The sequence below is a fragment of the Aeromicrobium sp. genome (genome assembly GCF_036675695.1).
Taxonomy (GTDB): domain Bacteria; phylum Actinomycetota; class Actinomycetes; order Propionibacteriales; family Nocardioidaceae; genus Aeromicrobium.
In genome coordinates this window covers 66919-80280 of sequence record NZ_JAKFEL010000176.1, presented here as the reverse complement: position 1 = coordinate 80280, position 13362 = coordinate 66919, and the positions used below count along the sequence as shown (strand labels likewise).

The following is a 13362-nucleotide window of genomic DNA, read 5'->3' as shown; positions in this document are numbered from 1 at the left end:
CAGCGCGTGATGATGTCACCCATGACCGTCGTGTAGCCGTGCCCGATGTGCGGGGCATCGTTGACGTAGTAGATCGGGGTGGTGACGTAGAACGTGGAGTCGGACACGCCCTCAATCCTAGTGACCGGTCGCGACGGCTCCGTCACGAGTGCGCAGCGTCGTACACGTCCTTCTTGCGGGCCCCAGTCTCGCCGGCGACCTGCTCCACGGCGTCCTTGCGCGACAACCCCTCCGACTGCCGCTCAGCGACTAGGGCCTTGAGGTCCTCGGCCGTGTATGTACGCGCGTCAGCGGGTGCCCCGCCGACCACGATCGTCACCTCGCCACGGATGCCTTGCTCCTGCTCAGCGGCCCATTCCACAAGTTCTGAGAGTCCACCGCGGGCGACCTCCTCGTACGTCTTGGTGAGCTCCCGGCACACCGCCGCCGGCCGCGAGGCGCCGAACACGTCGGCCATGGACCGCAGTGTCACCTCCGTACGGTGCGGCGACTCGAAGAACACCATCGTGCGGCGTTCGGAGATGAGCTCGGTGAACGCCGTCGTACGCTCCCCCGCCTTGCGCGGCGGGAAACCCTCGAAGCAGAACCGGTCTACGGGCAGGCCCGAGACCGCAAGCGCGGTGAGCACCGCAGACGGACCCGGGATTGCGGTCACGGCGATGTCTGCTTCGATCGCAGCGACGACGAGTCGGTAGCCGGGGTCGGAAACGCTGGGCATGCCCGCATCGGTCACCAGCACGACAGTCAGACCGTCACGCAGCATCGCCGCGAGCTCAGGCGTCCGGCGCTCTTCGTTGCCCTCGAAGTACGACACGACGCGTCCGGTGATTTCGATGCCGAGTTCGGATGTCAGCCGCTTGAGCCGGCGGGTGTCCTCTGCGGCGACAACGTCGGCGGTCGCAAGCGCCTCACCGAGTCGACTGCTCGCGTCAGCGACCTGCCCAATCGGTGTCGCGGCGAGGATCAGCATGCGTCCCATCCTCGCCTACGATCGATTCGTGGCCCGCCCCCTGCTCCGTCTCGACCGCGTGTCAGAGCGCGCATGGGGCTGGATCGGCCCCATCGGAGTCGCGGCGCTCGCGTTTGTCATACGCATCTGGAACGTCGGCTATCCCAATCGGCTGATGTTCGACGAGACCTACTACGCCAAGGACGCGTGGTCGCTGCTCAAGCACGGCTATGTGCAGGACTACGTCGAGAAGGCGAATGAGAAGGTCATTGCCGGCGACCTCACCGGGCTGATGACCGGACAGCCGACGCAGATCACTCATCCAGACGGCGGCAAGTGGATCATCGCGATCGGCGAGCAGATCTTCGGACTCGACTCATTCGGCTGGCGAATCTCGGCCGTCGTGATCGGCACCTTGACCGTTCTCATCCTCGCCCGTCTGGTCCGGCGGCTGACCGGCTCGACCATCATCGGATGCTTTGCCGGGCTGCTGCTGTGCTTCGACGGACTGCATTTCGTGATGTCGCGCATTGCGTTGCTTGACGGGTTCCTGGCGTTCTGGATCATCAGCGGCGTCGCCTGCCTGGTCGCAGATCGCGACTGGGTACGCGAACGGCTCCACAAGTACCGCGTCATTCGCCCATGGCAGCTCCTCGCGGGAGTCTGCTTCGGCATGGCCTGCGGAACCAAGTGGAGCGGCGTTTACGTACTCGCCGTGTTCGGCGTGCTCGTCGTGATCTGGGAGGTGCTGGCGCGGCGCGAGCACACCGAGGATCGCGGCTTGAAGCATCACTGGGTCCGCACGACGCTGGCGGTCGGCGTGCCCGCGTTCTTCTCGATCGTCGGCGTCGCCTTCGTCGTCTACATCGCCACCTGGACCGGTTGGCTGATCCACCACGACCTGTACGAGCAGCGCTTCGGCCAGGGCATCGGCGAGGGCAAGGGTTGGGGCGCCTATGTCAACGACCCGACCGGCGGTCCGTTCGGTCCGACATTTGACGCCTTCAGATCGCTCTGGCACTACCACCGCATCACCTGGGAGTTCCATACCGGCGACTACCTCGCCGGCAAGACGCATCCGTACCAGTCCAATCCGCTCGGCTGGCTCGTGATGGAGCGACCTGTCGGCGTGGACGCGCAGAACAACCTCCCCGCCGAGTCGTGCGGTGCCGCGGCAAGCTCGAGCTGCATGCGCGAGGTCCTGCTGCTCGGCAACCCGGTGCTGTGGTGGACCGGCGCTCTCGCCCTGATGGCAGCAGTGGTCGCGTGGATCGTCGAGAGCAACTGGCGTCTCGGCTTGTCGATCTTCGGCACACTCGCGGCGATAAGGGTTTCGGTCTTCTTCGGAAATCCCATTCCGCACTGGTTGCTGAGCAACTCGATGATCGCGTGGATACTCGCCCTCATACTCATCGGAGCAGTCGCGGTTTGGATGTCTACTTGTGACTCAATTTGGGGTGTCCCCATCCTCGGCGTTGCCGCCAGCTGGTTGCCGTGGTTCATCTCGTCGGGTCGACCGATCTTCTCGTTCTATGCGGTGGTCTCGATCCCGTTCACGATCATCGCGATCTCACTGGTCGTGAGTGGTCTCGTCAAGGCCGCCGAGACACCCCGCCAGCGCTACGCAGTGTGGCTCGTCGCTGGCGTACTCCTGACAGCGGTCATTGCGACGTTCTGGTTCTTCCACCCGATCTACACCGATGACCTGATCAGCTATGACTCCTGGCGCGACCGCATGTGGTTCAACCGCTGGATCTAGGTCCGTGTCTACGATGTGGCAATGTCTTGGACCGCGCCCGCGATCGACCCGGTAGACGGCCCGCTCACCGGACCTGACCGTCCGATCCTCGAGACCTTCCTCCAGTGGGAACGCGCGACGCTCCTCAACATCTGCGCCGGGCTCACCGGCGAGCAGCTGGTCCTTCAGCCCGTGCCACCCTCGAATCTGTCACTGCTTGGCCTCGTACGCCACATGGCGAAGGTTGAGCGCACGTGGTTCCGCATCCGTGCCGGTGCGACCGGCATCGAACCGCTGTATGACCTGTCGCTCGGCAAGGACCACGACTTCGAGCATCTCGTGCCGGAGGAGGCACCCGCTGCGTTCGAGCAGATCCAGGAGGAATGGCGGCTCGGCGACGAAGCCGTCGCTGGCATGTCGTTCGACGACACCTTCACCAACCATGGCGCAGACATGTCGCTACGGATGACCTACGTGCACATGATCGGCGAGTACGCCCGGCACAACGGGCACGCCGACATCCTGCGTCAGGCGATCGACGGAGTGACCGGTCGCTAGCCGCCAGCACCTTTGAGCGCCAGGCCGATGATCCAGGCAATGTCCTCGGCGGCTTCGAGTGACGGCTTCGAGGGTCGAGTGATCGCCGACAACACGAGACGCACGACGACCTCGACGGCGACCTCGAGCTCGGCGTCAGTCAGGGGCACCGGAGGGAAGAGATCGACGACCGACTGCTTGACGACCGTCACGGCCGCTTCGACGATCTCGCCCGACTCCGTGGTCAGTATCTGCAGGAAGTCTGCGTCTTGCTCCTCGGGGAGCGACGTGACAATCGTGCGGACGAGCAAGCTCTGCTCCCCCATCAGCAGGGCGCCTTCGCAGGCTGCGCGAATCCCGTCGACGAGCGTGGTCTCCGCCGCCATACGCTCGCGCACGATGTCAAGGAACCGCCCCAGCTCACGCATGGCCAGCTGCTCGGCCAGGCCGTGTTTGTTGCTGAACTCGTTGTAAACCGTCTGCCGACTGACTCCGGCAGCATCGGCGATGCCGGCCATGGTCAGGCTCGACCAGCCGGAGGTCTCGATCACGGCCTGGGCTGCATCCAGCAGGCGTTCTCGTACGGGTACGCGCACGTCGACAGTCATGACAGCACATCCTCAAGGCGGGCACCGTCGGCAATCCATTTGCGGGCCGTGCGGATCTCGCCGGGACGGGCCATCGCAACTGCCCCGCGTACGACGCCGTCCTCAAGCAGATAGGCGGTGAAGTCGTGCCCCGCGAGCGAGCCGCGTACGACCAGCTCATGCGTCGCGAGCGGCCAGCCGACCACCTGCAGCGTGTGTCCGTACTGGTCGGACCAGCACCAGGGCACCTCCTCGAAGGGAGTTGCCAATCCCGCCATGTTCTTGCCGACAGCGGCGCCATGGTTCTGTGCGCCCTGCCAGTGCTCGACCCGGTGGCGGCCGCCCAGCACCCCACCCAGAAATGACGGAGTCGGCTGGTTGGCGACATCGCCGGCGGCGAAAATGCCTGGCGCAGACGTGTGGCCGAACTCGTCGACCAGGATGCCGCCGCCGTCCTCAGGAGGTGCGATCGCGAGACCCGCCTGTTCGGCGAGTGCGATATTCGGCTCCATGCCGACCGCGACCACCACGACCGGTCCGGACCAGGATCGTCCGTCATCGGCGCGCACGACGGTCTCGCCTTCGTCGGTGATCGACGAAACGGTCACGTTGGTGTGAAGGTCAGTGCCCTCGGCCTTGTGCAGCTCGACGTACATCTGCGCGAGTTCCGGAGGGAGCAGGCGCGGCAGCGGCGCCTGAGCTGTCTCGAGAAGCGTGACCTCACACCGGAGCCCGCGAGCACTGGCGGCGATCTCGGAACCGATCAGGCCGGCGCCAACGACAACGAGGTGCTTGCCGGCAGCCATTTCGGACTGAAGGCGCGGAACGTCAGCAACTGACCGCAGCGTACGGATGCCCATCGCGTTCCACGGGTTGCGCGCTCGGCCGCCGGTTGCGAGCAGGAGCTGGTCGTAGGCCAACTCTTCGGCGTCGAGATGGACCGCGCCGTCGCCGATCGACGTCACCGTGGTGCCGGTGCGCAGGGTGATCTGCTGGCCAGCGAACCATTCCGCCTTCTTGATGCGGATCTCGTCCGTGGTCTTCTCGCCGCGAACGATCTCCTTGGAGACCGGCGGTCGGCGATAGGGCAGCTCGGGTTCATCGCCGATCAGGACGATCTCGCCTTCACGACCTGACGCGCGGAGTGCGCCAGCAGCGCTGACTCCCGCGATACCGGCACCGACGATGACAGTTCTCACGACTCAGACCAGTTCCAACATTTCGAAGTCAGCCTTGGCCGCACCGCAGTCGGGGCAGGTCCAGTCGTCGGGGATGTCCTCCCACTTCGTGCCGGGCGGGATGTTCTCTTCTTCCCAGCCTTCGGCCTCGTCGTAGATGAACCCGCACTGCTGGCACTCCCACCGCTTCATGACTGTTCCTTCTTCGCGCGCGTTTCCGCGGCAATGATGTTTCCGTCCTGATCGTTGTGCTCGAACTCCTCGATCGGTACGAAGTCGACCTGCTCGCGTACGCCGCAGTCGGGGCACGTCCAGTCGGCATCGACCTCGGCGAACGGGGTTCCAGCCGGCCAGCCCTCGCGAGGACCGCCCTTGTCCTCGTCGTACACGTACTCACAGTTGGGGCAGATGAACTGACTCATGCGGCGACCTTCTCCCCCGAGCCGTACTTCCGTGCGTACTTGGCAGCCGTACGCGGGTGGACGTTGGCGAGGCTGAGGTCACCGTCGTAGTGGCTCATGACGCGCTTGTCCATCACGGAGCGCCAGACCTGCGGCACCCACGAGAGAACGATCATGCCTGCATAACCCGTCGGGAGCACCGGAGCTTCCTTGAAGTCACGCAGCGCCTGGTAGCGACGGGTCGGATTCGCGTGGTGATCACTGTGGCGCTGCAGGTGATAGAGCAGCACGTTCGTGCCGATGTTGTTGCTGTTCCAGCTGTGGCTCGGGTTGACCCGCTCGTAGCGTCCGGACTCGAGCAGCTGGCGCTTCATGCCGTAGTGCTCGAGGTAGTTGACCGACTCCAGGAGCCAGATGCCGGCGATCGCCTGAAGCACCAGGTACGGAAGGATCTCGGGGCCGAACGCGATGGTCAGCCCACCCCACAGCACGACGGAGAACATCCACGCGTTGAACAGGTCGTTCTTGATCGACCAGTGGGTCTTCTTCTGGCGCGCGAAGCGCTTCTTCTCCAGCTCCCACGCGCTCTTGAGGCTGCCCCACACCGTACGAGGCATGAACTCCCAGACGGTCTCGCCGAGGCGGCCGCTCGCCGGATCCTCGGGAGTTGCGACGCGTACGTGGTGGCCGCGGTTGTGCTCGATGAAGAAGTGTCCGTAGAAGGTCTGCGCGAGCGCGACGCGGGCGAACCAGCGCTCGTACTCCTCCTTCTTGTGACCGAGTTCGTGTGCCGTGTTGATGCCGATACCGGCGACCATGCCGAGACCGAGTGCAAGTCCGATCTTCTGGACGACGGTCAGCGGATCGTCGATCCCGGGAAGCGTGCCGCCACCGAGCAGGTAGGCGCCCCAGATGAGGCCGATGATCTGCACGGGAATGAACGCGTAGGTCACCCAGCGGTAGTAACGGTCTTCCTCCAAGGCATCAATGATCTCGTCAGGCGGGTTGTCGCGGTCGATGCCGGCAATGGCATCGGCGATCGGGATCATCACAAAGACAAAGAACGGGCCGAAGTACCACGACAGCGTCGATCCGGTCCACGCGTACAAGCCCCACATGGCCATGGGGATGAGCGGAATGATCGCGCCCATCAGCCACAGATAGCGCTTGCTATCGCGCCACTGGATGTCGACTCCGTCGACCGTTGCCTGAATCGTCATGATGTCCTCCTTGTGCACCGTGGGAGCTGTCTCAAGGACTGGTGCTTTACACAAAGGTATCAAATGTAAAGTGAAGCGGCAAGGGGTACGCGGCTTCTCCGATGCAAAGTGATCCGAACGACTCGAACAAGCGGCGGAAAGCGATCGTCACCGGGGGAGCGAGCGACAGCGGCTAGCTCACGACCTTTCCGCGATCCAGACCGTGAAGGTCGTATCCGACACCCTTCTGCTCGAACGTGTCGATGAACCTCGGGCGAGTGCCGGTTGGAATCTGGGTTCCTCGGTACTTTCCGTTTGCGTCAAAGCCGGCCGCGTAGTCGAAGACGAAGACATCCTGGAGCACGACGAGGTCGTTCTCCATGCCGAGCACCTCCGTGATTGCTGTGATTCGGCGCGAGCCATCACGCATACGATCAAGGTGGATGATCACGTCGACAGCTGAAGCCACCTGCTCTCTGATCGCCCACGCGGGCAGATCCGTTCCGGCCATCAGCGACATGGTCTCGAGGCGCGCGACCGCTTCGCGCGGCGAGTTCGCGTGCAGGGTCGAGATCGACCCGTCGTGGCCGGTGATCATTGCCTGCAGCATGTCGAGCGCCTCGGCGCCACGGCACTCACCGACCACGATGCGATCGGGGCGCATGCGAAGTGCGTTTCGGACGAGGTCGCGAATCGTGATCTCGTCGCCATGTTCGAGGTTGGATGGCTGGGCTTCCAGCGTCACGACGTGCCGCTGTCTTAGCTTGAGCTCGATCGCGTTCTCGATCGTCACGATGCGTTGATTGGCTGGGATGAACGATGAGATCACGTTGAGCAACGTCGTCTTCCCAGTTCCGGTACCTCCCGAGACAACGATGTTGAGCCGGGCGTCCACACATGCCTTCAGGAGATCAGCGACAGCCTGGGTCATCGTCCCGAATCCCACGAGGTTGTCCACCTCGTACGGGGTGTCGGAGAACTTTCGAATGTTCAGGGACGATCCATGGACGGCAAGCGGAGGGATGATCGCATTGACGCGCGTACCGTCGAGCAGGCGAGCGTCGACCAGCGGCGAGGTTTCGTCGATCCTGCAGCCCACCTGAGCAACAAGTCTTTCGATCACGCTCCGTAGATGCTCCTCGGAGTCGAAGTGCACCCTCGTCATCGTCAGGCGGCCGCCGCGCTCGACGTATATCTGCTGGTGGCCATTGACCATGATCTCCGTGATCGTCGGGTCGTCGAGCATGCGTTGCAGCGGGCCAAGGCTCAACGCGTCGTCCTCGATGTCCTGAGTCAGTCGGGACCCCTCGCCAAGGGGCTGCGCCGGCTGCGGATCGTGCTCAGCACGTCGTCGACCAAGGACCGGCGCGGCGGTCGGTTCCGAGGGATCTTGGGCCTCATCCGGCTCGCTCTGCCGCACCCCTTCGAGTCGGTCGTTGAGTCTGCTCATGACCTCTTCTCCTGGCTCGTCTCGTCTTGAGCTTGCTCTTTCTCGCGCGTCACACGCCTGCGCTTCCCATCCCTGCGCTTTCGGCGCCCGACCTGCTCGGTCTGAATGATCTCTTCCTGATCCTGCCCCTCTACGCCCTTCGGGCGCCGGCCCTTCAGTTCCCACCGCTTTCGGCGCCCACCCTGCTCGCCCTGGGCCTGCGCGTGTTCAGCCTGCTCTTCCTCGGCCTGCTCTTCTTCAGCCTGCTCTTCTTCAGCCTGCTCAACCTCGGGCTGCTCTTCCTCGGCCTGCTCCACCTCAGGCTGCTCCCCCTCAGGCTGCTCTTCCTCGGCCTGCTCCCCCTCAGGCTGCTCTTCTTCAGCCTGCTCTTCTTCAGCCTGCTCTTCTTCAGCCTGCTCTTCTTCAGCCTGCTCTTCTTCAGCCTGCTCTTCTTCAGCCTGCTCTCCTTCAGCCTGCTCCACCTCAGGCTGCTCCACCTCAAGTTGCTCTTCTTCAGCCTGCTCCACCTCAGGCTGCTCCACCTCAGGCTGCTCCACCTCAAGTTGCTCTTCTTCAGCCTGCTCCGCCTCAGCCTGCTCCACCTCAAGTTGCTCTTCCTCGGACTGTTCTTCTGCGGCCTGCTCCCCCTCAGGCTGCTCATCCTCGGCCTGCTCTTCTGCGCCCTGCTCCACCTCGGCTTGCTCTTCTGCGCCCTGCTCAACCTCGGCTTGCTCTTCTGCGGCCTGCTCCACCTCGGGCTGCTCTTCTTCAGCCCTTGCGACCTGACTCGTCACGCCTTCGGCCAGGCCGTAAGGAGCCAGCTCTTGCTCGGTCCGCTCTTCCTGAGCCTGTCCCCCCTCGCCCCTCTCGCGCTTGCTCTTCCTCTCACGCCAGCTCATACGACTGGCGCCTTGCTCCGGCTCCAGCTCCAGGGTCTGCTCCGGCTCTGGGGCCTGCTCCAGACCCGCGGTCTCTTCTGCTGAAAGTGGTTCCCCCTGGCTCCTCCAGCGCATGCTGTGCCAGCGGTCAGCCTCCGCCTCAACCGGTGACTCCATCGAACGAAGTCCCAATCTGCCGGCGAGATCGGACAGGCCCTTGCCCATCACGCCCGGCTTCTTCCGCAGCACGATCGGGATACCGAGGTTCGCGGCGAGAGGACCGTCCTCAACGCGAGGCAGCACCACGTCGATGGGACAACCGACGACGCCCGCAGCGACCTCGACCGTCAGACCCGAGATGCGGTCGCAGAAGTTGAGCACGACGTGGCGGGTGAAGGTCAGGTCCAGAGCCGCGAGGAGGTCCAGCTCCCTGCGCAGAGACTTGATGCTCGAAACACCCATGTTCGTCACAAGGACCACATCGGTGGCGAGCTCAAGCGCCGCAAGGGTGTGATCGACCAAGCCGCTGGCCGTGTCGACGATCACGACCGGGAACTCCGCAGCAAGAAACTCGAGCACAGCAACTGCCTGCTCGTCGCTGATCCGGCCGCCGGCAAGCGGCGACTCCACCCCGGCGAGGACAAGGAGACCGCTGGAATGAGGAGCCAGAAACGTCTTGAACAGCATCGTGTCGGAGAGTCCGGCGCTCACGGCGTCGCTGATGGTGTGGTCCGGTTTGAGATCGAGCTGGCTCGCCACGTCACCGAACTGGAGGTCCAGGTCGACCAGGACAGTCTGCAGCGGGGCCTGCTTGGCAAGCAGGATCGCGAGATTTGTCGCCACGGTGCTCTTGCCCACGCCACCCTTGGGCGAGGCGACCACGATGATCTGTCCTCGAGTCACCTGAGGGTTCCGCGTCGGGTCCAGGTCAGACGTCATTCGCCACTGCCCATAGCTGTTTGAGGGGAGCCCGATGCGTCCCCGAGCAACACGATAGGGGGCCGCGAACGCGGCCCTAGGCCAAAGTTCAAAAAAGGCCCAATGTGGCTATTCCCTCCAACCGCACCAGCTGGCTTCCGCGATCTGTAGCTCCCTGGACACTGGCACGCCGCAGACGACCGCCCCGAGCAAGGCTCGGGACGGTCGCCTGCGAGCCGTGGCCGGGTGGGAAACTAACCCCAACCTCGGCCGCGCCGCCGACGCCTGAGCGGCCATCGGCGGAGTCTCAGAACGTGTCGAATGCATTCAGGACTCCGGGAGCCAGCACCACGATGAAGAGCACCGGGAAGATGCACACCATCAGTGGACCGAGCAGCTTGACCGACACCTGACCGGCCTTTGCCTCGGCGCGGAGCTTGCGTTTCATGCGCATCTCCTGCGACTGGACGCGAACCATGCCAGAGATCGACGAGCCGTGGACCTCCGCCTGGATGATGCCGCGGAGGAATGAGTGGATGTCCTCGGACGTCGTGCGCTCCTGAAGCGCTTCGTACGCCGCTCGCCGCGACATTCCGAGTCGGATGTCCTGCACGGTGCGCACGAATTCGTCGGCGAGCGGACCGCTGGCGGACTCCGCGGACTTCGACAGCGCGGACTCGAAGCCGAGGCCCGCCTCGATCGTGATGACGATCTTGTCGAGCAGGTCGGGCAGCGCGCGCTGCATCTCGTCCTGTCGCTCTTGCGCCCGGCTCTTGAGAAGGAGATCCGGCACGAAATAGGACACGACGATGGCGATCACTCCGAGAATCACCTTGACCGTCGTCGGGTTCATGAAGAACGCTCTGGTCACGAAGAGCAGGACCGGGATCGGGATCAAGAGCTTTGCCAAGATGATGTTGCGCATCGACCAGCCGGCCGGGTGACCGGCCAGGAGGAGATTCCGCTCGATCCGGCTCAACATTCCGGTCGTGGTGACGTACTTGACCGAGTCCTCGGGCTTGTCGATCTGCTTGATCCGCTTGCCTGCGGGCTCAGCCGGCGCGCGCTCCTCCCCTACGAGCCGTTCGCGGACCGCCCGGTCTGGCAAGGCGACCAGGCCTAATGACGCCGACAACGCGCCGAGTGCCGCCAGCAGGAACAGTGCTCCGATGATCACCATGGCAGGACCTCAGACCTTGATCGCGATGATTGCGCGCATCCAGAACCACGAGATCGTGTAAAGGATGCCTGAGACGAAAAGGAGAATGACGCCGATCGTCGTCTGGAACAGTGGATCCATGTAGCCGGGGTTCATCAACGAGTACGTCAATGCCAGCACGATCGGCAGGGCCATGAGGACGTAACACGAAGCCTTGCCCTCCGAGGCATAGGCACGGATCTTCTCGCGGATCTCCGCTCGGCCACGGATGGTCTCCGCAACGGTGTCGATGATGTCGTTGAGGTTGCCGCCCGAGTCACGCTGCACCTCCACGGCTTCGGCAAACCAGCGAAAGTCCTCGCTGCCGTTTCGCTCAGCAGTGTCGAGCATCGCCACCACCAGATCGCGACCCAACCGGTTCTCGTTGATGATCCGGGTGATCTCCTCCGACATCGGCGGGGCCGCGTCGGCGGCGACCGAGTTGAGCGCGACCGGCAGGCTTTGTCCTGCCCTCAGAGCCGACGCGATGATCCGCAGGGTGTTGTCGAGCTGCTTGGAGAAATCCTTCTGGCGGCGACCAGCGCGAATCTTGAGGACCAGCTTGGCCACGATCGGCACGAGGATCGCCAAGGCACTCCCGGTCACCAGGCTGCGACCCAGGGCGAAGCCGATGACGAATGCCGCGGTGGCAGCTGCCACCACCCAGGTCACCACGACGCCTGGCGGCTTCTTGATGTCGGCCATCTCGAGCTCTGCTGCCCGGAACGGAACCCAACCCCGACTCTTCAGCAGACGATCGACGCTGGTGACGATCGCTCGGTACGTCACCCGCCACAGCGGCTCGCTCGGCGCGGCCGTACCAAGGCGGCGAGCTTTCGGTACCCGCGGCACAGGGTCCACAAACAATGCATGCGCGAACAGTCCGACCGCCGTCGTTACGAGCACAATGCCCAGGATCACGAGGTTCATGAGACGCTCCCCAGGTTGAAGTTGGAGATGTCGAAATCGACGCCATACTCCGCGAAGCGATCTGTGAAGCGCGGGCGTACCCCGGTCGGCTTCTGCACTCCCAAGAACTTGCCCTCGGCGTCCGTGCCGGCCGTGAAGTCGAACAAGAACGCGTCCTGAAGCACGATGACGTCTCCCTCCATGCCGAGCACCTCCGTGACGTGGGTGATGCGCCGGGTGCCGTCACGAAGTCGCTGAATCTGGACGATCAGGTCGACAGCGGAAGCCACCTGCTCACGGATCGCGCGGAGGGGAAGGTCCATGCCGGCCATCAGGACGAGGGTCTCGAGACGAGCAATGCAGTCGCGGGGGGCGTTGGCGTGAAGCGTGCTGATCGACCCGTCGTGACCTGTGTTCATCGCTTGCAGCATGTCCAGCGCCTCACCGCTGCGACACTCGCCTACAACAATGCGGTCGGGCCGCATACGCAAGGAGTTGCGGACGAGATCCCGGATCGTGATCTCGCCGGAACCCTCGATGTTCGGTGGCCTGGCCTCCAGCTGGACGACATGCTCCTGCTGCAGCTTGAGCTCCATTGCATCCTCGATCGTGACGATGCGCTCGCCATCGGGAATGAAGCTCGACAGCACGTTCAACAGCGTTGTCTTGCCGGTGCCGGTACCGCCACTCACGAGGATGTTGAGGCGCGACTCGACCGCGGCACGGAGCAACGCGGCGATCTGTGGCGTCATCGAGCCGAACTCGATCAGGTTCTCGACCGTGAACGGTGTCTCGGAGAACTTGCGAATGGTGAGCGACGATCCGCGTACGGCCAGCGGCGGCACGACAGCGTTGACGCGCGAGCCGTCCTGCAGGCGGGCGTCGACCATCGGCGAGGATTCATCGATGCGCCGTCCCACGCGGCCGACGATCCGCTCGATCGCACGACGCAGATGCTGCTCCGAGGCGAACTGGAGCGGACTACGGGTGATCTTGCCGTCCCGCTCCACGTAGATCGTGTCGTGGCCATTGACCATGATCTCCGTGACGCTCGGATCTTCCAGAACGCGCTGCAGAGGCCCAAGCCCGAGTGCATCGTCCTCGATGTCCTGGATGAAGCGGGAGCGCTCGTCGACGGTCAGCAGCAGCTGCTCGTCCTCGATGATCGCGGAGAGCTCCTCGCGTACGAACTCGTGCAGTTGCGCCTCTGTCAGCGACGGATCGTTGATACGGGTGCCCAGGCGCTTGAAGAGCTCCTCGACCGCTCGAGCCTTGACCGCCGCCAGCGCATCTGTGACGACCAGAGTCGGGGTGGGATCCTTCGACATCTCGAAGTGTGGCAGGGCCTCGGGATCAGACTGCAGATCGGCATGCGCCTGCAGAAGGGATCGGTCGCGGGCTGTCGCCAGCCGGTCGCTGAGAGTCATGACGACTCACCTGC

The 13362-nt window shown here is 64.0% G+C and carries 14 protein-coding genes and 1 pseudogene; 2 read left to right on the top strand and 13 right to left on the bottom strand.

Features of this window, described 5'->3' with window-relative positions:
• Positions 1 to 107: class I tRNA ligase family protein (locus V6M39_RS11730; RefSeq protein ID WP_332644002.1), on the bottom strand; the 107-nt coding region annotated here is incomplete at its 3' end.
• A 35-nt stretch (positions 108 to 142) separates the two neighbouring features.
• On the bottom strand, positions 143 to 970 hold the full coding sequence (gene rsmI / locus V6M39_RS11725; RefSeq protein WP_332644000.1) for a 16S rRNA (cytidine(1402)-2'-O)-methyltransferase: 828 nt from the start codon (positions 968 to 970) through the stop codon (positions 143 to 145).
• Between the two features lie 28 nt (positions 971 to 998).
• Here rsmI and V6M39_RS11720 point away from each other — a divergent pair, with 28 nt between their 5' ends.
• Together V6M39_RS11720 and V6M39_RS11715 are read left to right on the top strand one after the other, a co-directional pair.
• Positions 999 to 2708: a dolichyl-phosphate-mannose--protein mannosyltransferase gene (locus V6M39_RS11720; protein ID WP_332643999.1), complete on the top strand. Its 1710-nt coding sequence runs from the start codon at positions 999 to 1001 to the stop codon at positions 2706 to 2708.
• A 21-nt stretch (positions 2709 to 2729) separates the two neighbouring features.
• Positions 2730 to 3245, top strand: a complete 516-nt coding sequence (locus V6M39_RS11715; RefSeq protein WP_332643998.1) for a DinB family protein — start codon at positions 2730 to 2732, stop codon at positions 3243 to 3245.
• Here V6M39_RS11715 and V6M39_RS11710 read toward each other — a convergent pair.
• The 11 genes and pseudogenes from V6M39_RS11710 to V6M39_RS11665 all read right to left on the bottom strand — a co-directional run bounded on the left by V6M39_RS11710 (position 3242) and on the right by V6M39_RS11665 (position 13348).
• Positions 3242 to 3832: a TetR family transcriptional regulator gene (locus V6M39_RS11710; RefSeq protein ID WP_332643997.1), complete on the bottom strand. Its 591-nt coding sequence runs from the start codon at positions 3830 to 3832 to the stop codon at positions 3242 to 3244. The genes V6M39_RS11715 and V6M39_RS11710 overlap by 4 nt on opposite strands.
• Complete coding sequence (locus tag V6M39_RS11705; RefSeq protein WP_332643996.1) at positions 3829 to 5010, bottom strand: NAD(P)/FAD-dependent oxidoreductase; 1182 nt, start codon at positions 5008 to 5010, stop codon at positions 3829 to 3831. The genes V6M39_RS11710 and V6M39_RS11705 overlap by 4 nt, the downstream gene beginning before the upstream one ends.
• 3 nt (positions 5011 to 5013) lie before the next feature.
• Positions 5014 to 5181 carry a rubredoxin gene (locus V6M39_RS11700; protein WP_332643995.1) on the bottom strand — a complete coding sequence of 56 codons (168 nt, stop codon included), beginning with the start codon at positions 5179 to 5181 and terminating at the stop codon, positions 5014 to 5016.
• A complete protein-coding gene (locus tag V6M39_RS11695) occupies positions 5178 to 5411 on the bottom strand; it encodes a rubredoxin (RefSeq protein ID WP_332643994.1) in 234 nt (77 codons plus the stop codon). Before V6M39_RS11695 ends, V6M39_RS11700 begins: the two co-directional genes overlap by 4 nt.
• Positions 5408 to 6610, bottom strand: a complete 1203-nt coding sequence (locus tag V6M39_RS11690) for an alkane 1-monooxygenase (protein WP_332643993.1) — start codon at positions 6608 to 6610, stop codon at positions 5408 to 5410. Before V6M39_RS11690 ends, V6M39_RS11695 begins: the two co-directional genes overlap by 4 nt.
• A 172-nt stretch (positions 6611 to 6782) precedes the next feature.
• Complete coding sequence (locus V6M39_RS11685; protein ID WP_332643992.1) at positions 6783 to 8039, bottom strand: CpaF family protein; 1257 nt, start codon at positions 8037 to 8039, stop codon at positions 6783 to 6785.
• Between the two features lie 154 nt (positions 8040 to 8193).
• Positions 8194 to 8679 carry a pentapeptide repeat-containing protein gene (locus V6M39_RS18100; RefSeq protein WP_442880782.1) on the bottom strand — a complete coding sequence of 162 codons (486 nt, stop codon included), beginning with the start codon at positions 8677 to 8679 and terminating at the stop codon, positions 8194 to 8196.
• Between the two features lie 625 nt (positions 8680 to 9304).
• A pseudogene (locus V6M39_RS18095) lies at positions 9305 to 9835 on the bottom strand (AAA family ATPase); the annotation flags it as partial.
• A 286-nt stretch (positions 9836 to 10121) separates the two neighbouring features.
• Positions 10122 to 10994: a type II secretion system F family protein gene (locus tag V6M39_RS11675; protein ID WP_332643990.1), complete on the bottom strand. Its 873-nt coding sequence runs from the start codon at positions 10992 to 10994 to the stop codon at positions 10122 to 10124.
• A gap of 9 nt (positions 10995 to 11003) precedes the next feature.
• Positions 11004 to 11942, bottom strand: coding sequence for a type II secretion system F family protein (locus V6M39_RS11670; protein WP_332643989.1), 939 nt, complete (start codon positions 11940 to 11942; stop codon positions 11004 to 11006).
• Positions 11939 to 13348: a CpaF family protein gene (locus tag V6M39_RS11665; RefSeq protein ID WP_332643988.1), complete on the bottom strand. Its 1410-nt coding sequence runs from the start codon at positions 13346 to 13348 to the stop codon at positions 11939 to 11941. Before V6M39_RS11665 ends, V6M39_RS11670 begins: the two co-directional genes overlap by 4 nt.
• Positions 13349 to 13362: the final 14 nt, after the last annotated feature.